Consider the following 21,627-nt stretch of genomic DNA (forward strand, 5'->3'; position numbering starts at 1 on the left):
TGTTTATCCTACCAATTTGTCGTAACCGGCTTTGTCGAGCAGGCCGGAGAGCTGACCTTCATCGGACAGCTTCAGCTTGAAAAGCCAGCCTTCGCCCTCTGCGGCCTGATTGATAAGAGCCGGATCGCTTGCAACGGCTTCGTTGACTTCGACCACTTCGCCATCGACCGGCGCGTAAACATCGGAAGCGGCCTTGACCGATTCCACAACCACGATGCCTTCGCCTTTCGTGGCCGTGCGGCCGACGTCCGGCAGCTCGACGAAAACGAGGTCACCCAGTTGTTCCTGTGCGTGGATCGTAATGCCGACAGTGGCAACGCCGTTTTCGACGCTGATCCACTCGTGATCTTCGGTGAACAGGATATTGGCCATGGAAATCATCCTTTGCGATAGCGATGCGGTGTGAAGGGAAGTGCCGAAACGTCAACGGGAACCTTGTTGCCGCGAACGTCAGCGAAAACACGTGTGCCGGGGGTAGCGAGGCTTGCCTCGACATAGCCCATGGCGACTGGGAATCCTGCCGATGGACCGAACCCACCGGAAGTGACAGTGCCGATCTGGCGGCCGGTTTCATCGAACAAGTCTGCGCCGCCGCGCACTGGTTGGCGGCCTTCAGGCTTCAGGCCGACGCGCTTGGCAGATGCGCCCTTGGCGATCGCGTCCAGCACAGCCTTTGCGCCGTTGAACGCAGCCTTTTCGCGCACAGGCTTGGCAATTGCCCAAGTGAGACCCGCCGAAACAGGATCGGTTTCCGGCGTTATGTCCTGACCGTGCAGGCAGAGACCGGCTTCAAGGCGCAGACTGTCGCGAGCGGCAAGACCAATCCATTCGACGCGCTCGTCGGCAAGCAGTTTCGTTGCAAGTACACGAGCTTCATCAGCAGGCAGGCCGATTTCAAAACCGTCTTCGCCGGTATAGCCCGAACGGGTCATGAACCAACCAGCTTTGGGCTCAAAGCCGCTCATAAAACTGAGTTCTGCGCCAGCCAAACCTGCATCATTAATGACGCTTTCGGCTTCAGGTCCCTGAATGGCCAGAAAAACGCGATCCAGCGGATTGACGGTTACATCCTTGCCGGATGCAGCTTCATTAAGATGCTCAATATCGGCATCGGCGTTGCCCGCGTTGGCAACAACCATGAAACGGTCTTCGCCAAGACGCGTGACGATAAGATCGTCAAGAACACCGCCCTTGTCATTGAGGAAGAAAGTGTATTTCGACTGGCCGGTTTTCAGAGACGATGGATCAAGCGGACAGGTTTCAGCCAGAAGTGCGATAGCATCTGCGCCCGAAACGTCGATCAGCTTCATATGTGAAATATCGAAGAGGCCAACATGCTCGCGCGTGTGAAGATGTTCCTTCATCACGCCCAGCGGATAGGTGATCGGCATGTTCCAGCCAGCAAAGCCACCGAAGCGCGCGCCAGCTTCTTCATGCAGATCCTGCAATGGCAGGGTATTCAAGTGTGCGGTATCGCCCATAACAACTCCAGAGTCGCACGTATGCCTCCGCAAAATGCGGTTGCTTCGTGCCCCTCTGTCTCAGGCCTGAGAGACTCGCATAGCTGAAAGCTACACTTACACCTTCGGCGCAGGGTTTCCCCCGACTTTCCAGAGTTGTCTTACCCGTCTGCGGTTCCTTGTACCTGAGAGATTTCGGGCGATTTCCCCTTCGGCGGCCAGTTGGCGCTCTCCCGCAGACAGACAGTGCAAGAACATCATTTAGCATGACGTCCCGGCACCCGACGAAACTCCCTTAACCCAATCCGGCGCGCAAGTCATGTGGAATTGTTGTCTCTAACCGACGATTTCCCGGACTTTTGCGACAAAATTCAAAGCAAACGGGAGGTTCAGATTTATACTCTATTATACAAGCATATTGCAGCATAGACGAGACCGTACATTTAACCGGTAACCAAAACCGTTGGCCGTACCGCTCTCCACCACATTTTGTGGAGCATTTTTCCGACCGGCAAATTTTTAAGGAAGATTTAACCAGTTAGCCGCCCAAGCAACTGAATTCTGGCGATTTCCCCACTTGGACAGATGATTGTGATCGCATGATGACCAAGCTGCGCAAAAGCCGTGCAACTGACAAGCTTTAACGCATTGCAGCTATGCAAATCTGTCTCTCCAATTCGAAATGCTTCAAGCCTATATGCTGTTTGCAACAAAGAGATAAGATTTTACTAGGTGAGAGAAATGAACCTGATCCGCTCGTACAACAACTGGCGCCGTTACCGTAACACCGTAAACGAACTGAGCCGCCTGAGCCCACGTGAACTGAACGACCTTGGCATCCTGCCTTCGGAAATCCCGTTCGTTGCACGCAAGGCCGCTGCTCGCTAATAGCGCCTCCGGAAGGCATCAGCCTTCTTCAAGGATCGCGAGTCCCCATAACCGCGCGGTCCTACAGTTTTCCCAATATCACCGGGGTGTTTTCTCCTCCTCCCATTCCCTCGGTGATTCAAGACCGGATATCCTCCTCCCAAGTCCGGTCTTCCCCATAAAACACCCGTCGCCTCCTCCCGCGACGGGTGTTTTCGTTTGTGGAGTGTTTAAACTTCTTGCGAGGCGAGCCTCGCCGCACCGCGCCTGTCGAACGCAGCCGAGATTGCGAAGACGACCAGGCCGGACAATGCGAGCAACGCACCGACCGTACCCGTCGATGTCCAGCCATAACCCCATGCAACCGCCAGCCCGCCGAGCCATGCTCCCAACGCATTGGCAAGATTAAGGGCGGAATGGTTGAGGGCTGCGGCCAACGTCTGTGCGTCCGCCGCCACATCCATCAGGCGCGTCTGCAAGGCAGGGACGAGCGCAAATCCACCTCCGACCAGAAGCACGTTCAAAAATGCTGTCACCGGATGCTGCATGAGGATGGGGAATACCAGCATGACTGCCATATCATAGAGCAGCACCAAGCCAACCGTTCCCATGACCGAGCGATCCGTTAGTCGCGACCCCACTATATTGCCAAGCACCATGCCCAGACCGAACATGGCGAACACGAAAGGCATCCATTTCACATCGACATGCGAAACCTCGGTGACTGTCGCCGCAACATAGGTAAAGACCGAAAATAGGCCACCAGTGCCAATGGCACCAATCCCGAGCGTCAGCCAGACCTGCTTGCGACGGAATGCTCCCAGTTCGCGCAAGGGTGATGCCCCCTCCTCCGCTGGCTGTCTAGGTACATAGATCGCGACCAGCACCATAGTCAGGATTGCAATCAGGCCCACTGACGTAAACATTGCACGCCAGCCGAAAATCTGGCCGAGAGAAGTCGCGAGCGGCGTCCCACACAATGTGGCGACGGTCAGTCCCATCATCACCCGCCCCACTGCCTGCGCACGTTTGCCCGGCTCCGCCAATGATGCAGCGACAAGCGAAGCCACGCCGAAATAGGCTCCGTGAGGAAAACCAGCGACGAACCGCATCATATAAAGACCGGCATAGTTCTGCATGAATGCGCTTGCGAGATTGCCAAAGGCGAACAGACCCATAAGCAGAAAGAGAAGCTTACGACGGTCCAGTCTTGCACCGATCACGGCCAGCACCGGCGCACCAATCAGAACACCAAGCGCATAGGAACTGATGAGGTGCCCACCTTGCGGTATAGTCACATTGAGGTCGCGAGCGATATCGGGCAGCAGCGCCATAATGGCGAATTCACCGGTGCCGATACCAAAGCCACCGATGGCAAGCGCTAATTCCGCCAGTCGTATAGACGAACGTGGCGAAGTTTCCGGCGATGAAGCCGAAGGCTGAATTGCTGACATGAATGAGCCTGAAGAGAATGGAGGATGTCGGACAACCCTACCATTCCTTTCAGGCAATGGCGATACGCATTGTTGCGGCGCTTTGACGGCGCGGCGATAACAGATTACTTGGCCGCAACCACCTCGATCTCGACCTTGAATTCCTCACGCGTGAAACCCGAAACGATCATCAGCGTCGAGGCTGGCGCTGGCTGCGGGAACAGCCTGTCGCGGACATCCATATAAGGACGCATATATGCCCGGTCCGTGACATAGGCATTGATGCGCACGACATCAGAAAGCTCCATGCCGCCATCGCGCAGGATACGGCGAATATTCTCGAAGCAGAGTTCGGCCTGAGCGCCTGCATCTTCCGGCACGCTGGCATCAGACGCGATGCCAAGCTGACCGGAGCAGAAAATCATTTCAGCATCGGCTTCTATCTTGACGCCATGACTGTAGGTAGCAAACGGCGCCGCCATGTCAGCGGGCAGCAGATGTTTCAAACTGTTCATAGTGATTCCTCAAGATTTCGGCGCTGCAGCCAGCATTTCTTTCAGTCGTGCGGCTCCGGCTGCAATATCGGCTTCGGTCGGATTAATACCTGCGGCCAGCAGACGGCGCGCGATCATATGATCCGCTGGACGATTGATGGAATCGACAGCCAAAAGCCTGTTACCGGCAAAGTGGAAGATGGAGAATGCGTTTTCTTCCGGGTTCCCCGAAAGGATATGCCGATCAGCATCGAAGGAAAGGCCTGCCGTCTGCAACTTCATATCGCCCTGATCGGACCAGAACCAGGCGACCTCCCGAAACGGTGCTTCGCGGCCGACAATGGTGCGCGCCACATGCTTTGCCTGATCGGTCGCGTTTTGCACCGATTCCAGCCGCACCCGGCGACCGGCGTGAAAATGATCATAGCTCACGCAATCGCCAATGGCGTAGACATGGCTGGCAGACGTGCGCAGATGCTCGTTCACAACAATCCCGTTGTCGATCGCAAGCCCCGCTGCGACTGCAAGCTCCACGTTTGGCACCGCACCAGTGCCGATCACGACCATATCCGCCGGGAATATCGTTCCGTCCGCTGCTTTCACGCTCGTCACACGGCCATTCTCACCCTCGATTGCCGCTACACCGAGACCGGTTAAAAGTGTGATATTGGCGGCACGGCTCCGCGCTTCTACATGCGCGGAGATATGCGTTGCAACCGAACGACCCAGCACACGCGGCGCGGCTTCTATCAAAACCGTCTTTTTGCCGAGTGCGATTGCGCTATGGGCCATCTCAAGGCCAATGAAACCGCCGCCGATAATGACGACGTTCTCGACATTCGGCATTGCTGCTGCGATGCGGCGTGCATCTTCCATCCGGCGCAGCGTAAAGACACCGTCAAGCTCGACACCCGGCACATTGGGAATGCGGGCACGTGCGCCGGTCGCGAAAATCAGTTCAGACCAGTTCAAGATGCGTCCGCCATCAAGCGCAACTGTCTTGTCGGCAATCGATACGGCATCAACATGAGGGCCAAACAGCATCTCGATATTGTTATCGCGATAGGTCGCTTCCGGGCGCAGCACCAGACCGCCGCCTTCTGGAGCTTTCAGATAAGATTTGGAGAGCGGCGGCTTATGATAGGGAATGTCGGTTTCGTCGTTGATGAGAACGATTTCGCCTGCATAGCCTTCCTGCCGAAGACTGATAGCGGCCTGCGAACCGGCATGGCCAGCCCCAATGATAATGCATCTGTCGTCCATAGGACCTCCGGAAATTTCCGCACATCATAAACCTGTCGCGGCCCATCACGTGACCAAATAGCCACGGATTCACACCTTAATTGCACGCAATTTGAATATTTAAAACATTTAGTTTGACCGATCGGTCAGATTGTTTAGTAGGATGCATCAAATCTGGTGACGCGCATCTTGTTCCGAAAACCGTTTCACACTTTTCGGGATGCGCTCTAACGCCCTTGGCCCGAGCGTGTAGGAGTTGCAATCTTGAAACGATATTGGTCCGATTATACGAGCGAGGCATTCTCCCGCCTCAAGCGTGAAAAGCTCGTGGCGGTTCTGCCCGTCGGCGCAATTGAACAGCACGGACCTCACCTGCCGCTGGCGGTCGATGCTGCTATTGTCGACGGCATGGTCAAGGAAACAATCGCCCGCCTGCCTGAAACAAGCCACGCGCTTTTCCTGCCGACGCAGGCCATCGGCAAGAGCAACGAGCACAGTCTTTATCCGGGCACGCTGACGTTCTCGGCAGAGACGATCATACGCGTGTGGTGCGAAATCGGCGCATGCGTGGCAGCAAGCGGCGTTCGCAAGATGGCGCTTCTCAACAGCCATGGCGGCCAGATCAGCGTCATGGATATCGTGGCGCGCGAACTTCGCATTCGTCACAATATGATGGTGGTGAGTATCAACTGGTTCGGCCTTGGAATGCCGGAGGGCGTCTACAGCGACCACGACGCCAAGCACGGCATTCACGCCGGTGACATGGAAACCTCGGTGATGCTGGAAATGCATCCCGATCTTGTCGACATGTCGAAAGCACAGGATTTCCGTACCCTTACGGAAACTTTTGCAAGTGATTTCAAGCATCTTTCACTGAGCGGCGGCGCAAAGCCTGCCTGGCAGATTCAGGATATCAATCCTTATGGCGCCGCTGGCGACGCCACGCTCGCGACGGCCGAAAAAGGTCGAGCGACCATCGATTTTGCCGCCGAGCGCTTGGTCGAAGTGCTGGCGGAGATCGAACGAGCCCCGCTTTCCTGGCTCGACAATCAACCTGCTTGGCAACCCGCTTGGCAACCAGCCTGATAAGGACAATGAGCGTGGCCCCCAACTCGCAAGTTCCGTCCTCTCTGATCGCGATCGACGGCGTCTACAAGCAATATGGCACTGGTGTGATGGCTGTGAGCGACATGTCGCTCAAGATCGAACAAGGCCAGTTCGTCAGTTTTCTCGGCCCTTCGGGCTGCGGCAAGAGTACGGCGCTACGCATGATCGCCGGTCTGGAATCGATTTCCGCCGGTGATATCCGCGTCAACGGCCATGCTCCTGGCAAGGGTCCGGTCGGCGCACAGGATATCGGTTTCGTTTTTCAGGAACCGACGCTGATGCCGTGGGCCAGCGTTTTCGACAATGTCTATCTGCCGCTGCGGCTTTCTGGAATTTCCCGCAAGGAAGCAACCCCGCGTGTTGAAGAAGCTCTGGCACAGGTCGGCCTGTCACGTTTTGCCAAGGCATTTCCACGCGAGCTGTCTGGCGGGATGAAAATGCGCGTTTCCATCGCTCGCGCGCTGGTTACACGTCCACGTCTTCTCTTGATGGATGAACCTTTTGCAGCGCTCGACGAGATGACGCGCTTCAAGCTCAACAATGACGTTCTGCGTCTTTGGCAGGAACATGGCCTGACGGTGATCTTCGTCACCCACAGCGTGTACGAGTCGGTCTATCTATCGAACCGTGTCATCGTCATGGCGGCAAGACCGGGGCGCGTCGTTGCCGATATACCGATCATCGGCTCATATCCCCGTGCTGAAAACTACCGCACGACGGATGCTTACGCGAAATATTGCGCCAAGGTTTCCGATGCACTGACCGCGACGCTTTCCTCTGAAGATATAGATCACTGAGGACATGCAAATGAACCAGATGCAAAACGAACTGCCCGTTCTCAATTCCGAACAGGACCGCCTCGCCCGGCGCGAGCGCACCTTGCGCATCGTCATGCCGACACTGGCAATCATCATCGCGCTCGGCATATGGGAAGGTTTCGTCCGTTACTATCAGGTGCCGCACTACCTGATCCCCGCGCCATCGCTCATTGCCGAAACGCTTTTCAAAGATGGCCCGTCCCTGATGGCGTCCATGTGGTTTACGGTAAAGCTGACCCTGATCTCGCTCGCCTGTGCCATTATTGGCGGCGTTCTGCTCGGCATGGTCTTCGCCTTGTCACGCCCGATAGAAATGGCGTTCTTTCCCTTCGCCGTTATTCTTCAGGTCACGCCGGTAATCGCTATCGCACCGCTCATCCTGATCTATGTGCGCGATACTTTCTCGGCCCTGCTCATCTGTGCGTGGATCGTGGCATTCTTCCCGATCCTCTCCAACACGGTAATTGGATTGCGCAGCGCCGACCACAATCTGCGCGACCTGTTCAAGCTCTACCGCGCTTCTCCATGGCAACGCCTGCGCTATCTGTTGACACCGAGCGCACTACCCTATTTCATGGCCGCGCTGAAAATCGCCGGTGGCCTGTCACTGATCGGTGCAGTCGTGGCTGAGTTCGTTGCCGGTACGGCAGGCCAGAGCACAGGTCTTGCCTCGCGTATTCTGGAATCGAGCTTCCGCAATGAAATTCCGCGCATGTTTGCGGCACTTTTCCTCGTCTCGCTGCTCGGCATTGTGATCTTCCTCATCACGAGCTGGCTGTCGCGCCTCGTCCTCGGACGCTGGCACGAAAGCGAAATCCGTCGTGAGCGCTAAAATGCTGACTGGCGTCGCCATAGCCGGACTTTCCGGACACTACGACATCAAGATCGAAGGTGATCGCATCGCATCGCTTGTGCCGTCGCAGACAGTGGGCGGCGGGCTGGTCACCCCGCTTTTCGCGGATGTCCACGTCCACCTCGACAAGACGTTCACGATCCAGCGCATTGCAGAAAATGGCAGCGCCAGAGTGGATTGCTTGTTCGACGCCATAGACTTGATGGGCACGGACCGGAAGAACTGGGGTGCGGAAGATATCCGCACCCGCGCAAGCAACGGGCTTGAGGCTGCATTCGAACAGGGCGTCGGCGCTATGCGCAGCCATGTCGACTGGACAGCGCCGGAAGTGCCGACTGCCTGGCCCGTTCTCAATGAATTGCGCGAGGAATGGAAAGGCCGGATCGACCTTCAGCTTGCAGCGCTTGTCCACGGTGATCTTGTGCTCGAAGCAGGCAGGCAAATAGCGGTCCGCGTTGCAAAAGACGGCGGCGTCTTCGGCGCGTTCTTCTATCGCAACGCCGATCTTGAAGCCAAAATCGAAGAGATGTTCCGCCTCGCCGTGCAGCATGATCTCAATCTCGACTTCCATGTCGATGAAGGTCTGGATGTCGAAGCAGACGGGTTTTCGATGATAGTATCGGCAACCAAACGCCACGGCATGGCTGGTCGGGTGCTGTGCGGTCATGCCTGCTCGTTGTCACTGCGCAAGCCGGACGAACTGCAGCGCATCCTGGACGCTGCCGCAGAAGCAGGCACGGCACTCGTTTCGCTACCCTCGACAAACCTCTATCTGCAAGACCGGATCGGCGGAAAGTCTCCGCGCCTGCGCGGTGTTGCACCATTGAAGGAAGCGCGCGCAGCAGGCATGGATGTGATGCTCGGTTCCGACAATGTCCGCGATGCATTCTATCCCTATGGCGATTACGACCCGCTCGCCATTCTTCGTCTCGCAGCGCCGGTTTGCCATGTCGAGCCGCAGGACTGGCTCGACAGCATCACCACCCTGCCCGCTCGCCTTATTGGCAGCGAATGCGTGCAGCAACCGCAGGCAGGTGGCGTGGCCAGTTTTGTCTGGCACGATGCAATAGACCTGAACGATCTCATCAGTCGCCCGCAGTCCCGCCGCGTCGTCTGGCGCAATGGCGTTGCCGAACCCAACTCAACGGGCCAAATCACCTGGAGAGCCACATGAATTCTGCCGCTCCACAGCGCATCTACGACTGGGCCGCATTCCGCGCCGAAATCGATGGAATCCGCATTTATGACGACCCAAAGCAGATAGAACTGCGCTCGCGCGATTATTTCTGGTACAGCCCGATCCTAACCGAAGATATCGGCCATTACGTCGGTGATCTCGTCGTCATCCCGAAAGATCAGGATGAGGTGCGTCGCGTGGCGGCAGCCGCCGCAAAATTGCGTATCCCGATCACCGTTCGCGGCGGCGGCACAGGCAATTACGGTCAATGCGTTCCGCTTGAAGGCGGCGTCATTCTCGACATGACCAAGATTGATCGCATCATTTCCATTGAACCCGGCAAGGTTCGTGTCGAAGGCGGTGCTCGCATTTCACGCCTTGACGATGCCGTGCGCGAAACCGGTCAGGAACTGTTGATGTATCCGTCGACCCGCCGCATCGCCACGATTGGTGGCTTTTTCTCAGGCGGTTCAGGCGGCATCGGCTCGCTGCGTCACGGCATGTTGCGCGACGATGGCAATGTCTATTCGGTCAAGGTTCTGACTGTCGAACCGGAGCCGAAAATTATCGAATTGAGCGGACGCGACATTCATAAAGTCCAGCATGCCTATGGCACCAACGGCATCATTCTGGAGCTGGAAATCGGTCTTACCAAGGCGACCGACTGGATACATACCGCAGCGCTTTTCGATAGTTACGAGGCCACGCTCTACTTTTGTCTCAAGGCATTGGAAGACAATCTCGACTGCTATCTTCTGACCACGGTTGATCGCCGTTTCTCGCGCTTTTACACCAAGTTCGGCGATCTGTTCCCATCCGACAAGGATGCGGTTTTTGCCATGATTGCCCCGGAAGAAATGGCTCGTTTCGAAGCGCTCGCCACTGAATTTGGCGGCAAGGTTTCCTTCGCCATGACGCTGGATGAGTTACACAAGAACGGGCTGCAACCCGCCTATGAATGTGGCTGGAACCATACAACCTTGCAGGCGCTGAAAGCCGAGGAAGGCTGGACCTATCTTCAGGTCGCCTATCCGCGTCCTTTCGACGTCGATGTCGTGACACGCCAGATCGAGCGCTACGGCGAAACACAATATATGCATCACGAAATGGCCCGTCTTGAAGGCGAAGTGCAGATTTTCGCGCTTCCGCTTGTTCGCTTTGAGGGCCGTGACGAGATGTACCGCCTGATCAAGCAACTGGAGCAGGTTGACGGTTGCGATATCTACGATCCGCATGCCTACACCATTGAGGACGGCGGGATGAAGGAGATCGATAGCGTGCAGATAGAATTCAAGAAGCAAGCCGACCCGTACGGCTTGCTCAATCCGGGCAAAACGCGCGGCTGGACCGCTGATATGGCTTTGACTGATTAAAACAAGGGGAACCAAATGAAAAAGACACTGGTTGCGGCGCTAGCCGCACTTTCCATGGGCCTTTCCGCACAGATGGCCTATGCACTCGACAAGGTGACGCTCGGCACCAACTGGCTCGCTCAAGCAGGTCACGGCGGATTCTATCAAGCCCTTGCCGACGGCACCTATGAGAAATACGGCCTCGACGTGCAAATCGAAATGGGCGGACCCCAGGTCAACAATCGCCCAATGCTTGCGGCAGGCCGCCTCGACTTCCTGCTGACCGGAAACCTGCTTCTGTCGTTCAACAACGTCGCCAACGGTGTGCCGACGACGGTTGTTGCCGCGTTCTACCAGAAAGACCCGCAGGCATTGATGGCACACGAAGGTGCGTACAAGGATTTCAAGGATCTGACCAATGCCGAAACGATCCTGATTTCGAAGGATGGCCAGTTCTCGTTCTGGCCATGGCTCGTCAAGGACTTTGGCTTCAAGGACGAACAGCTGCGCCCTTATGGCTATAGCCTCGCCCAGTTCCTCAACGACAAGAAAGTCGTGCAGCAGGCCTATGCGACCGCCGAGCCGATCTATGCTGAAAAGGAAGGCGCTAAGGTTACGACCTATCTCCTCGCCGACTACGGCTACAGCACTTACGGCAACACGATCGAAACCCGCCAGGATCTGATCGAAAAGAACCCCGATCTGGTACAGCGCTTCGTCAGCGCTTCCGTCGAGGGCTGGACCAATTTCCTCTACGGTGACCGCAGCAAAGCCTACGAATTGATCCTGAAAGATAACCCGGACATGAGCAAGGAAACGCTCGATGCGGAACTGGAGCGGATCAAGAACCTTCAGCTCATCGATAGCGGCGACACACTTGAAAAGGGAATTGGCGCAATCTCGATGGATCGCGTCAAGGCGTTCTACGAACTCGCCCGCAAGGCTGGGATCGTCAGCGGCGACGAACTCGACATGAGCAAGGTCGCGACCGATGCCTTCGTAAACAAGGGTGCAGGGCTCGACATCAAGAAGAAGCTGGGCCAATAACCCCTCCTCAATCGCAGCAGGTATAGATGAGCAACGGCGACGAGAATGACGACACCGAACTGACCGGACGGGACAAGGTTCTCGGACGCAGGCGGCGCATTCTCGGCGCGATACGAGCTGCTGCGATTGACGAATTTGCCGAAAAAGGCCTTGCGGGGGCATCAACGCAGGGCATTGCGCACCGCGCTGGCCTCACCAAGCCGCAACTGCACTACTATATTTCGAGCAAGGAAGAGCTTTATGAGGATATCATCGTCTATATCCTCGAAGAATGGGAAGACATATTCCTCGGGGCCAATACCGAGGACGACCCTGCCAAGGTGATCCGCCAATATATCCGTGCGAAGCTCGAATATAGCCAGAAGAGCCCCAAGGCTTCACGCCTTTTCACCACCGAAATTGCCAATGGCGCTCCATATCTGAGCCGCCATTGGAAAAAACATGTCTCTGCGACTCATAATGCGGTGAAACTTATTCAGTCATGGGTGGATGACGGCCGCATCAAGCCTGTCGATCCCCTACTGTTTCAAATGCATATATGGGCTGTTACCCAGCATTATGCTGACTTTGAAGCACAGGTCCGCAGCATGATGGAACTCGACAAGGACGAACCGCTCGACATTGAGCGGATCGAGAAGGAAGTTTCAACGCTGTTCTTGCGTGCCTGTGGACTGGAATAAACTGCGCACTGAAACCTCGTGTCAACGTAGCCCTTCAAGTTCCGCAATGCGGGCCGCGCTGTCCTTTTCCAGCATTCTGGTCATTTCGCGAATGACCGTTTCTGCCAGCACAAAAAGCGCCGCCGACGAATCCCAGGCTGACGGCACGGCTGTACGCCCGGCCAGAACATGCCTGGCCACACGTGCAATCGGCGAAAGCCACTGGTCGGTCACAAGGATGACTTCCACCCCTCGCGCCCGCGCCTTCTCAGAGAGTTTCAAAAGGCTGTCCTGATAACGACGAATATCGAAAACCACCAGAACGTCGCGCTTTCCCATATCGAGGAGACGGTCACGCCACACGCTCTCCTGTCCACCCAGATGAAAGACATGCGGACGAATGACGGTCATATGCGCCGCCATATACTGCGCAATGGGATCAGTGAAGCGCCCGCCAATCAGATAGACATTACCCTTGGCGTCGCTCAAAGCCGACACGGCCTGCCGCAGCTGCTTTGCACCGAGATGCCGAAAGCTTTCACGGATATTCTCCAGCGTATGCTCCACCGCCGGATAGGCCGTATCTGGCCCTGTTCCCGGCTGTTCGTTGCGATGGTGCGGCGATTGCAGCTGGGCTGCGAGCTCATCCTGTAATCGCGCCTGAAAATCAGGATAGCTCTGAAACCCGAGCCTGTTGACAAAGCGCAAGATCGTCGGGGAGCTGACACCGGCCAAAGCAGAAAACTCCGCGACGGTCTTTAGCCCTAGCATCGGGTAATTGGCGATCAGCGTCTGTGCGGCACTGCGTTCGCCCGCCGGCATTGTATCGATCCGCTCATTAATCAGCTCCGCAACGCTTGCATGCACCGGCACAGCACTTTCCGTTCCCGAACGCCCGTTTTGAATTTGGGCGAAATTGTGTTTGACAAATAATCATAGGACGTATCAAATAATCCGCAATAGCGCATAATTGGAAAAAACGTAACATAAGTTACAGCGCGGGGAACAAACAGAATGACGGACGAGCGAGAACATCGCACGGCTTCGTGCGAGCCTGTTTCTGTCTTTAACAAGGATGGGGAAAGTCCCTATCTCTTTGTCTGCGAACACGCATCCAATTTCATTCCCGAGACTTTCGACGGGCTCGGACTGAACGCCGATGCATTGCGGGCACATATCGCCTGGGACCCCGGCGCGGTGGAAGTCGCAAGGCATCTCGCTACGTCTCTTAACGCGCCTCTCGTCGAAAGCCAGCTTTCGCGACTGTTGATCGATTGCAATCGTCCTCTCGACGCTCACGATCTCATTCCGGAAATCAGCGAGACAACCGTGGTTCCCGGAAACCACGCTCTCGGTTCCATGGAACGCCTGGCGCGCATCGATCTTTCACATCGTCCATTCCACACTGCTGTCGAACACGTAATTGCAGAGCGCGCGCGAAGTGGATTGCCATCGTGGATCGTGACGATCCATTCATTTACGCCCATTTATCGCGACGTCCCCCGCCCCTGGCAGATCGGTATCATTCACGATGAAGATGACCGGATTGGCAAACCGCTTGTTGCCGCGCTGCAGAAAGACCTGAACCTCAATGTCGGCGTGAACGAACCCTACTCGCCAGCCGACCGCGTCTATTACACACTGGAGCGGCACGCCCGCCCGCGCAATGCGCCCTGCGTGATGATCGAACTTCGCAACAATGAGATTGCCGATAGTCCGGCGCAGGCAGGCTGGGCCGAAAAACTTGCGACGATATTGAAGGACATTGCGAAAGCAATTGGCCCCCACAACACGGAACAGAAAGCCTGAAGGAGCCGGAAATGCCGAAGCCGATCAGACTGTTCGTCAAATATGTTGATGCAGTGAATTACTATGTCGGGCGCTTTGCGATGTATCTCTTCTTCGTGCTCGGCGCCTGCCTTCTATATTCGACTTTTTCACGCGTAGTTCTCGGCGTGCCGGTCAACTGGGTCCTGGAAATGTCCCAGTTTCTGCTCTCCGCCTATTATCTGCTCGGCGGCGCCTACGCCATGCAGCAAGGCGCGCATGTACGTATGGACTTGTTCTTCGACCGTCTTTCACCGCGCAGGAAAATGATCACCGACATGATCACCATCCTGTTCATCATCTTCTATCTCGGCGTGATGGTCGCGGGCGGAATTTCATCGACCAACTACGCCATCGTTTACAACCAGAAAAACTATACCGCTTGGGCTCCGCTTCTATGGCCGATCAAGCTCATCATGACTGTCGGTATTTTCCTGCTGTTGCTGCAATGCGTCTCCAATTTCTTCAAGGATTGGGCCTCCCTGCGTGGAAAGCCGATCAGCACCATCGCGGGTCCTGCCATTGAGGAAGGGCATCACATATGAGTTCGGAATTCATAACGCTCTTCATGTTTGCAACCATGATGGTGCTGCTCATGACCGGGCAGCGCGTATTTGGCGTGATCGGTTTTGTCGGCTCGCTCGCCGCTCTCCTGCTTTGGGGCAAAGGCTCGTTCGAGATGCCGTATAATGCCACTTTTGCGGTATTGAACTGGTATCCGCTTATCACGGTACCCTTCTTCGTCTTCATGGGTTACATGCTCTCGGAATCGGGCATTGCCAGCAATCTCTATCGCATGTTCCACGTGTGGTTCGGCGGCATTCGCGGCGGTCTGGCACTGGGTACGATCGGCCTGATGGTCATCATTTCCTGCATGAACGGCCTGAGTGTTGCGGGCATGGCCATCGGCGCGACCGTAGCCCTGCCGGAGCTTCTCAAGCGTGGCTACAACAAGGTTATGGTAACGGGCGTCATTCAGGCTGGCAGCTCGCTCGGCATTCTCATTCCGCCAAGCGTGGTGCTCGTTCTCTATGCGATGATTGCCCGGCAGCCGGTCTTGCAGCTCTGGCTCGCGGGCATAGGCCCCGGTCTTCTCATGGCCGCACTCTTTGCGATTTATATCTATATACGCTGCCGTTTCCAGCCTGAACTCGGGCCGACACTGCCGAAAGAAGAACTGGACAAAATCACTTGGCACGATCGTTTTGTCACGCTGCGCGCAGGCATTCTGCCGCTCGTCGTGTTTGGCGCAATGATGGGCTTGTTCCTCTCGGGCGTTACCAGCCTTGTGGAAAGCTCCGCCGTCGGCGCGTTGCTCGCGACACTTGCCGCACTTTTCACCGGGCGCCTCAACAAGACTGTCTGGGAAACCACGACACGGAACAGCCTCACGGTCACTTGCATGTTCCTCTGGATCATTCTGGCCGCGCTTTGCTTCTCGTCGGTCTATGACGGTCTCGGGGCGGTGAAAGCCATCGAAAGCATATTGCTCCATACTTTCGATCTGTCGCCATGGACGATCCTCGTGTTGATGCTGTTTTCGTTCATCATCTTGGGCATGTTCCTTGATGACACAGCAATGCTAGTCATTGTGGCGCCGCTTTACATACCGCTGGTCAAGAGCCTTGGCTTTAACGCCATCTGGTTCGGCGTGCTCTACACGATCACCTGCCAGATCGCATATATCACGCCGCCTTTCGGGTACAATCTGTTCATGATGCGAGCCTTGGCACCAAAGGAAGTCACATTGATAGATATCTATCGTTCAATCGTGCCGTTCTTCTTCCTCATGGTGCTGACCATCATCATCTTGATGATCTTTCCACAGATCGCGATGTGGTTGCCCAACTGGTACACCGGACGATGACGATAATTACGGGAGAATACGCATAAGCCGGTGACAAGAGCCCGAAGGGCCAGGCCGGACATATAAAGGGTGAACTCAAACAAGAGTGGGAGAATGGGCATGAGTGAGAATAGCAAGCTTAACAAACGCGATTTTCTCAAGAAGACCGGGCTGACGACCGTCGGCGCGCTGGGTGCAAGCACACTTGCAACGCCGTATGTCAGGGCACAAAGCCCGATCAAATGGCGGCTCCAGACCTATGCAGGTCCGGCACTTGCAGAGCACGTCATCAAGCCGTCTATCGACGCCTTCAACAAGGCTGCCAATGGCGATATGGTGATTGAACTTTATACTGCCGACCAGCTCGTGCCGCAGGGCGAGCTGTTCCGTGCTGTTCAGTCCGGCACAATCGACGCTGCGCAAAGCGACGACGACTCCATGGCGTCTCCCGTCGATGTCGCAGTGTTCGGGGCTTACTTCCCCTTCGCATCACGCTACAGCCTCGATGTACCAGCCTTGTTCAACTGGTATGGGCTCAATGAAATCTGGGAAGAAGCCTACAAGGAAATTCCGGGGGTTACCTGGCTCAGCGCCGGTTCCTGGGACCCCTGCAATTTCGTGACCACCAAACCGATCCGCAGCGTTGCTGACCTGCAGGGGCTTCGGGTCTTCACCTTCCCGACCGGCGGGCGCTTCCTGACCAAATTCGGCGTCGTGCCAGTCACGCTGCCATGGGAGGATATCGAAGTCGCAATCCAGACCGGCGAGCTCGACGGCGTTGCGTGGTGTGGCGCGACCGAGGCCTATACGGTCGGCTGGGCAGACATCAACAAGTACTATCTGACCAACAACATCAACGGTGCATGGGCTGGTTCCTACTTCGCGAATACCGAGAAATGGGAAGCCGTGCCGGATCACCTGAAGACCCTGTTCAAGCTGGCGATGGATTCGTCGCACTATTACCGCCAACACTGGTACTGGTGGGGCGAGGCTCATTATCGCACCACCGGCGGAAAGCTGGAACTGACGACTATTCCGGAATCGGAATGGAAGCAGATTGAAGATGCTGCACAGGAATTCTGGGACGACATCGCGCAGAAGAGCGAACGCAACGCCAAAGTCGTCGCGATCCTGAAAAAATATCAAGAAACCATGCGAGGTGCGGGCGCACCTTACCGCTACGCATGAGAATTTTGGACGCGGCACACTGTGCCGCGTCCATCACTTTTTTCCGTTCTGGAGCGAGCATAAATGGCCGAACAGTTGACTTTCGATGCATTGAAACGAGCCGTTGCAAACGATGAAATCGATACGGTGCTCGCATGTTTTGTGGACATGCAGGGACGCCTGATCGGCAAACGCTTCTACGGACAGTTCTTCGTGGAATCTGGTTACGACGAGACCCATGGCTGCAACTATCTCCTTGCCGACGATATCGATATGGAGCCGGTGCCGGGCTATGAGGCCGCCGGATGGGACAAGGGTTATGGTGATTTTGTCATCAAACCAGACCTTTCGACCCTGCGCGTCGCCACATGGCTGGAAAAGACCGCCATCGTGCTTTGCGACGTGCTCGATCACCACGATCATCAGGATCTGGCGCATTCCCCGCGTGCTATCCTCAAGAAGCAGCTCGCACGCCTGCACGAGCGCGGCTACCGCGCTTATTTCGCGTCCGAGCTTGAATTCTACCTCTTCGACGAGACTTACAAGACGGCCCGCGCCAAGCACTGGCAGGATATGGAAACGGCTTCGCCTTATGTGCAGGATTATGTCATCCACCTGACCACCAAGGAGGAGCCGGTCCTGCGTGCAATGCGCAACCAGCTCGCGGCAGCAGGCATTCCGGTAGAAAACTCCAAGGGCGAATGGGGTCCGGGACAGGAAGAGCTGAATGTGCGCTATGCCGAAGCGCTCGAAATGGCGGATCGCCATGTCATCATGAAGAACGCAATGAAGGAAATCGCCGAGGCACATGGAAAGTGCATCACCTTCATGGCAAAATACGATTACGGCAAGGCTGGAAGCTCCAGCCATGTGCACAATTCCATCTGGAGCGCCGACGGCAAGGAGCCGCTCTTTTTCGATCCGAAAGCGCCCTATACCATGACGCCGCTTATGCGTTCCTGGGTGGCCGGACAGCTCAAATACGCCACCGACTATACCTATTTCCTGGCGCCCTATATTAATTCCTACAAGCGCTTTCAGGCAGGCACCTTTGCACCGACGAAAATCATGTGGAGTCAGGATAATCGCACAGCGGGCTTTCGCCTGTGTGGAGAAGGCACGAAAGGCATTCGCATCGAATGCCGCATCGGCGGCGCTGACCTCAATCCATATCTGGCTTTTGCAGCGCTCATCGCATCGGGCCTGCAGGGCATCGATGAACAACTGGAACTCGACGAGCCCTTCGTCGGCGATGCCTATAGTGCGGTAAAACTGAAGGAAATTCCGTATACGCTGCGCGAAGCCGCACAGGCGCTCAAAAACTCCGCGTTCCTCAAGGAGGCTCTCGGGGAAGCGGTCGTCAACCACTACGTCCACACCGCCCATTGGGAACAGATCGAATATGATCGGCGCGTAACCGACTGGGAGCTGCATCGCGGGTTCGAGCGCTATTGACCCGCGCGACCGATCCCGAAATGAATAACGCAATGCCAGACTTCAAAGGAAATTGCAGATGAGCGGCACGGCCAAGATCATCTCTCCGATAGACGGCTCGGTTTATGCCGAGCGTCCTTTTTTAAGCGAGGCTGCAATCGCCTCAGTGGTGGCGGCTGCACGCGACGCGCAAATCGGCTGGGCTCAGCTGAGTATCAATGAGCGCGCAAGCTATTGCCGGGCCGCGCTGGATGCGCTCGCCGGAATGCAGGACGAAATTATCCCCGAAATCGCATGGCAGATGGGACGACCAACGCGTTATGGCGGCGAGAACGGCGGCGTGCAGGAACGCGGTCAATATATGATCGACATCGCCGAAGAGGCGCTGAAACCTTATGTGCCCACACAGAAGGATGGTTTCCGTCGGTATGTGAAGCACGTGCCGCTCGGCGTTGTTTTGGTGATTGCGCCGTGGAATTATCCTTATCTCACGGCGGTGAACACGATCATTCCCGCACTTATGGCCGGGAACACCGTGATCCTCAAGCACGCAACCCAGACGCTTCTGGCCGGTGAACGCTTTGCAAAAGCGTTCGAGAAGGCCGGGCTGCCAAGGGGTGTTTTCCAGAACATCGTTCTCGATCACGCATCGACGGAAAAGCTGCTCGCATCCGGCACGATCGACCACGTGAATTTCACTGGCTCGGTCGGCGGGGGTCGCGCCATCGAAAAGGCAGCTGCAGGCACCTTCATGACACTCGGGCTGGAGCTCGGCGGCAAGGACCCAGCCTTTGTGCTTCCTGATGTCAATCTGGACCATGCCGTCGCCAATCTGGTCGATGGTGCTTTTTTCAATTCCGGCCAGTGCTGCTGCGGGATCGAGCGCATCTATGTTCATGAAGCAGTCTATGACCGCTTCGTCGACGGATTCATCGACCTGACGAAGCAATATGTGGTCGGCAATCCGCTGGATAGTTCAACGACGCTCGGCCCAATGGCACAGGCGCGCTTTGCCGATCTTATCCGCGAGCAGAAAGCGGAAGCCTTGCGCAAGGGTGCGAAAGCTCACGTCAGTATGAGTGTCGAGGATGATCGCGCAGGTTCTCCCTATGTCGCGCCGGAAGTGCTCACCAATGTCGATCACCAGATGAGTGTCATGCGTGAAGAAAGCTTTGGCCCCATCGTCGGTATCATGAAAGTGCGCAACGACGAGGAAGCCCTCGCGCTGATGAACGACAGTATCTATGGCCTGACAGCTTCGCTCTGGACGGCAGACACGGACCACGCCGCTACTCTCGGCGACCGTATCGAAACGGGCACGGTTTTCATGAACCGTTGTGATTATCTCGATCCCGCACTTGTTTGGACCGGGGTGAAAGACACTGGCAAGGGCGCTGCCCTGTCATCCATCGGCTACGGCAATCTCACGCGGCCGAAATCCTTCCACCTGCGTGAGAAAATCTGATCTGAATTGAATTTCTGGAAAGCAATCGACATGACCACTTTGACTGCCAAATGGAATTTCCCCACCACCGTGCTTTTTGGCCCAGGCCGCATCAAGGAATTGCCTGCTGTCCTCAAGGCCGCCGGCATTCAGAACCCGCTCTTTGTGACTGACCCCGGCTTGGCGAAACTTCCTGTGGTGGCGTCCACGCTTGCTATTCTGAACGAAGCCGGTGTGAAACATGGGGTTTTCTCCGACGTGAAGCCGAACCCGGTCGAAAGCAATCTCTATGCGGGCGTTGAGGTCTTCAAAAGCGGCAAGCATGACGGCGTCATCGCCTTCGGCGGCGGCTCGGCGCTGGATCTTGGCAAGCTGATCGCCTTCCAGGCAGGACAGACGCGACAGGTCTGGGATTTCGAAGACATTGGTGACTGGTGGACCCGCGCCGACAGCAAAGCAATTGCACCGATCATTGCCGTGCCCACCACTGCTGGCACCGGATCGGAAGTTGGCCGCGCAGGCGTTTTGACCAACGAAGCGACCCATACCAAGAAGGTCATTTTCCACCCGAAGATGCTGCCGGTCACAGTCATTGCCGATCCCGAGCTTTCCACCGGAATGCCGCCCTTCATCACCGCAGGTACAGGCATGGATGCGCTGGCGCACTGCCTTGAAGCCTATTGCGCTCCGGGATTTCATCCGATGGCTGATGGCATCGCGGTGGAAGGTATCCGTCTGGTTTTTGAAAACCTTCCCACCGCCTATGCCGATGGCAAGAATATTGAAGCGCGGGCAAACATGATGGCGGCGGCCGCGATGGGTGCAACAGCCTTCCAAAAAGGGCTCGGCGCGATTCATTCGCTGTCGCATCCCATCGGCGCTCTCTACGATACCCATCATGGCATGACGAATGCGGTTTTCATGCCCTATGTCCTGCTTCAGAACCGATCTGCCATCGAAAAGCGTATAGAACGGCTTGCCGATTATCTCGACATCAAGGGCGGTTTTGATGGGTTTTTGGCCGCCATCATGAAATTACGGAGCGATCTGGGGGTCCCCAACACACTCCCTGAATTCATCAAGGGTCTCGAAATGGACGACGCCCGGAAGGACCTGATTGCCGAGATGGCCATCGTCGATCCAACTGCTGGCGGCAACCCGATTGAATTGACAAAAGAACGCGCGTTGAAGTTGCTAAATGCTGCACTCGAAGATAAGGTCTGACACGCTGAATTCAGACATGGCAAAAGCCACGAGAGGTAAGCATCGCACCACCTATGGCGGGGGGCGATGCATTGGGGAGCAGGTTCTTGGGGAGGAGCCTGCTCCCTTTCATTTTGCGAATTGTCTAATCCGCCCGGAACTGTGCAAGCCCGGCTTTTGGGCTCATAGAAAAGCGG

Annotated in this window: 21 protein-coding genes and 1 riboswitch; of the genes, 15 read left to right on the plus strand and 6 right to left on the minus strand. The window is 56.1% G+C overall.

Features of this window, described 5'->3' with window-relative positions:
- Positions 1-3: 3 nt before the first annotated feature.
- Both gcvH and gcvT read right to left on the minus strand, forming a co-directional pair.
- Positions 4-372, minus strand: a complete 369-nt coding sequence (gene gcvH / locus MKS82_RS21080) for a glycine cleavage system protein GcvH (protein ID WP_010659049.1) — start codon at positions 370-372, stop codon at positions 4-6.
- 5 nt (positions 373-377) lie between these two features.
- Complete coding sequence (gene gcvT, locus MKS82_RS21085; RefSeq protein ID WP_109986418.1) at positions 378-1,481, minus strand: glycine cleavage system aminomethyltransferase GcvT; 1,104 nt, start codon at positions 1,479-1,481, stop codon at positions 378-380.
- A 141-nt stretch (positions 1,482-1,622) separates the two neighbouring features.
- Positions 1,623-1,706: riboswitch (glycine riboswitch) on the minus strand.
- A 495-nt stretch (positions 1,707-2,201) separates the two neighbouring features.
- Here gcvT and MKS82_RS21090 point away from each other — a divergent pair.
- Positions 2,202-2,348 (plus strand): DUF1127 domain-containing protein, encoded by a 147-nt coding sequence (locus tag MKS82_RS21090; RefSeq protein ID WP_002965914.1) that lies wholly within the window; start codon positions 2,202-2,204, stop codon positions 2,346-2,348.
- A gap of 209 nt (positions 2,349-2,557) precedes the next feature.
- Here the strand turns inward: MKS82_RS21090 and MKS82_RS21095 are convergent, their stop codons facing one another.
- From MKS82_RS21095 to MKS82_RS21105, 3 genes are all read right to left on the minus strand, one after another.
- Positions 2,558-3,781 carry an MFS transporter gene (locus tag MKS82_RS21095; RefSeq protein WP_109986417.1) on the minus strand — a complete coding sequence of 408 codons (1,224 nt, stop codon included), beginning with the start codon at positions 3,779-3,781 and terminating at the stop codon, positions 2,558-2,560.
- Positions 3,782-3,885: 104 nt separating this feature from the next.
- Complete coding sequence (locus MKS82_RS21100; RefSeq protein ID WP_109986416.1) at positions 3,886-4,275, minus strand: RidA family protein; 390 nt, start codon at positions 4,273-4,275, stop codon at positions 3,886-3,888.
- 9 nt (positions 4,276-4,284) lie between these two features.
- Positions 4,285-5,517, minus strand: a complete 1,233-nt coding sequence (locus MKS82_RS21105; RefSeq protein WP_109986415.1) for an NAD(P)/FAD-dependent oxidoreductase — start codon at positions 5,515-5,517, stop codon at positions 4,285-4,287.
- Between the two features lie 243 nt (positions 5,518-5,760).
- Here MKS82_RS21105 and MKS82_RS21110 point away from each other — a divergent pair, with 243 nt between their 5' ends.
- From MKS82_RS21110 to MKS82_RS21140, 7 genes are read left to right on the plus strand one after another with little or no spacing between them, the layout of a single operon-like run.
- Positions 5,761-6,582: a creatininase family protein gene (locus tag MKS82_RS21110; protein WP_109986414.1), complete on the plus strand. Its 822-nt coding sequence runs from the start codon at positions 5,761-5,763 to the stop codon at positions 6,580-6,582.
- Positions 6,583-6,590: 8 nt separating this feature from the next.
- The gene (locus tag MKS82_RS21115; protein ID WP_109986413.1) at positions 6,591-7,400 is read left to right on the plus strand and encodes an ABC transporter ATP-binding protein; all 810 of its coding nucleotides are present in this window, start codon (positions 6,591-6,593) and stop codon (positions 7,398-7,400) included.
- Between the two features lie 10 nt (positions 7,401-7,410).
- On the plus strand, positions 7,411-8,253 hold the full coding sequence (locus tag MKS82_RS21120; protein ID WP_181394229.1) for an ABC transporter permease: 843 nt from the start codon (positions 7,411-7,413) through the stop codon (positions 8,251-8,253).
- A complete protein-coding gene (locus tag MKS82_RS21125) occupies positions 8,243-9,448 on the plus strand; it encodes an amidohydrolase family protein (protein ID WP_240579211.1) in 1,206 nt (401 codons plus the stop codon). The genes MKS82_RS21120 and MKS82_RS21125 overlap by 11 nt, the downstream gene beginning before the upstream one ends.
- Positions 9,445-10,824 carry an FAD-binding oxidoreductase gene (locus tag MKS82_RS21130; RefSeq protein WP_109986411.1) on the plus strand — a complete coding sequence of 460 codons (1,380 nt, stop codon included), beginning with the start codon at positions 9,445-9,447 and terminating at the stop codon, positions 10,822-10,824. The genes MKS82_RS21125 and MKS82_RS21130 overlap by 4 nt, the downstream gene beginning before the upstream one ends.
- Positions 10,825-10,839: 15 nt before the next feature.
- Positions 10,840-11,850 (plus strand): ABC transporter substrate-binding protein, encoded by a 1,011-nt coding sequence (locus MKS82_RS21135; protein ID WP_109986410.1) that lies wholly within the window; start codon positions 10,840-10,842, stop codon positions 11,848-11,850.
- 26 nt (positions 11,851-11,876) lie between these two features.
- Entirely contained in the window at positions 11,877-12,530 is a 654-nt protein-coding gene (locus tag MKS82_RS21140) for a TetR family transcriptional regulator C-terminal domain-containing protein (protein ID WP_109986409.1), read from the plus strand.
- A 21-nt stretch (positions 12,531-12,551) separates the two neighbouring features.
- On the opposite strand, the gene MKS82_RS21145 is transcribed toward MKS82_RS21140, so the two are convergent.
- On the minus strand, positions 12,552-13,331 hold the full coding sequence (locus MKS82_RS21145) for a MurR/RpiR family transcriptional regulator (protein ID WP_240579498.1): 780 nt from the start codon (positions 13,329-13,331) through the stop codon (positions 12,552-12,554).
- A gap of 192 nt (positions 13,332-13,523) precedes the next feature.
- Here MKS82_RS21145 and MKS82_RS21150 point away from each other — a divergent pair, with 192 nt between their 5' ends.
- The 7 genes from MKS82_RS21150 (at position 13,524) to MKS82_RS21180 (ending at position 21,451) form a co-directional block, all read left to right on the plus strand.
- Positions 13,524-14,318, plus strand: a complete 795-nt coding sequence (locus MKS82_RS21150) for an N-formylglutamate amidohydrolase (RefSeq protein WP_109986408.1) — start codon at positions 13,524-13,526, stop codon at positions 14,316-14,318.
- Positions 14,319-14,329: 11 nt separating this feature from the next.
- Positions 14,330-14,881, plus strand: coding sequence for a TRAP transporter small permease subunit (locus MKS82_RS21155; RefSeq protein ID WP_109986407.1), 552 nt, complete (start codon positions 14,330-14,332; stop codon positions 14,879-14,881).
- Positions 14,878-16,203: a TRAP transporter large permease gene (locus MKS82_RS21160; RefSeq protein WP_109986406.1), complete on the plus strand. Its 1,326-nt coding sequence runs from the start codon at positions 14,878-14,880 to the stop codon at positions 16,201-16,203. The genes MKS82_RS21155 and MKS82_RS21160 overlap by 4 nt, the downstream gene beginning before the upstream one ends.
- Before the next feature lie 99 nt (positions 16,204-16,302).
- Positions 16,303-17,370, plus strand: a complete 1,068-nt coding sequence (locus MKS82_RS21165) for a TRAP transporter substrate-binding protein (protein ID WP_240579212.1) — start codon at positions 16,303-16,305, stop codon at positions 17,368-17,370.
- Between the two features lie 63 nt (positions 17,371-17,433).
- Positions 17,434-18,804, plus strand: a complete 1,371-nt coding sequence (locus MKS82_RS21170) for a glutamine synthetase family protein (protein WP_109986404.1) — start codon at positions 17,434-17,436, stop codon at positions 18,802-18,804.
- A gap of 58 nt (positions 18,805-18,862) precedes the next feature.
- The gene (locus MKS82_RS21175; RefSeq protein WP_109986403.1) at positions 18,863-20,248 is read left to right on the plus strand and encodes an aldehyde dehydrogenase family protein; all 1,386 of its coding nucleotides are present in this window, start codon (positions 18,863-18,865) and stop codon (positions 20,246-20,248) included.
- Between the two features lie 30 nt (positions 20,249-20,278).
- Positions 20,279-21,451 (plus strand): iron-containing alcohol dehydrogenase, encoded by a 1,173-nt coding sequence (locus MKS82_RS21180; RefSeq protein WP_109986631.1) that lies wholly within the window; start codon positions 20,279-20,281, stop codon positions 21,449-21,451.
- The last annotated feature ends 176 nt before the right edge of the window (positions 21,452-21,627 follow it).

Source organism: Ochrobactrum sp. A-1, assembly GCF_022488005.1.
Classification (GTDB): Bacteria; Pseudomonadota; Alphaproteobacteria; order Rhizobiales; family Rhizobiaceae; genus Brucella.